Source organism: Comamonas sp. SY3 (assembly GCF_041730275.1).
GTDB classification, from domain to species: domain Bacteria; phylum Pseudomonadota; class Gammaproteobacteria; order Burkholderiales; family Burkholderiaceae_C; genus Comamonas; species Comamonas sediminis.
In genome coordinates this window covers 1-818 of the sequence record NZ_JBGTYN010000061.1, presented here as the reverse complement: position 1 = coordinate 818, position 818 = coordinate 1, and the positions used below count along the sequence as shown (strand labels likewise).

The following is an 818-nucleotide window of genomic DNA, read 5'->3' as shown; positions in this document are numbered from 1 at the left end:
CGCAGACCTTCTTCCATAGCGATGGGGTTGATCAGCTTGACGGTGATCGACACGTTGTCGCCAGGCATAACCATTTCCTTGTCAGCTGGCAGCTCGATGGCGCCGGTCACGTCCGTGGTACGGAAGTAGAACTGAGGACGGTAGTTGTTGAAGAATGGGGTGTGGCGGCCGCCTTCGTCCTTGCTCAGCACATACACTTCAGCGGTGAAGTGGGTGTGTGGCTTGATCGAGTTAGGCTTGCACAGCACTTGGCCACGCTCCACGTCTTCACGCTTGGTGCCGCGCAGCAGCAGGCCAACGTTGTCACCAGCTTGACCTTGGTCCAGCAGCTTGCGGAACATTTCCACGCCGGTCACGGTGGTCTTGACGGTGTCCTTGATACCGACGATTTCGATTTCTTCGCCGACCTTGATGATACCGCGCTCGATACGGCCGGTCACCACGGTACCACGACCGGAGATGGAGAACACGTCTTCCACGGGCATCAGGAAAGCACCGTCCACAGCGCGCTCTGGCGTTGGGATGTAGGTGTCCAGCGCTTCAGCCAGACGCAGGATGGCAGGCTCACCCTTGTCGGATTGGTCGCCTTCCAGAGCCAGCTTGGCCGAGCCGCGGATGATGGGGGTGTCGTCACCAGGGAAATCGTACTTGTCCAGCAGTTCGCGGACTTCCATTTCCACCAGCTCCAGCAGCTCTTCGTCATCCACCATGTCGCACTTGTTCAGGAACACGATGATGTAAGGCACGCCCACCTGGCGAGCCAGCAGGATGTGTTCACGGGTCTGGGGCATGGGGCCGTCAGCGGCCGAGCAAACCAG

1 protein-coding gene is annotated in these 818 nt (G+C 59.4%); it reads right to left on the bottom strand.

Going from position 1 to position 818, the window contains the following annotated elements; translation table 11 throughout:
- Nucleotides 1–818: elongation factor Tu (locus ACCQ08_RS26040; protein WP_373451385.1), on the bottom strand; the 818-nt coding region annotated here is incomplete at both ends.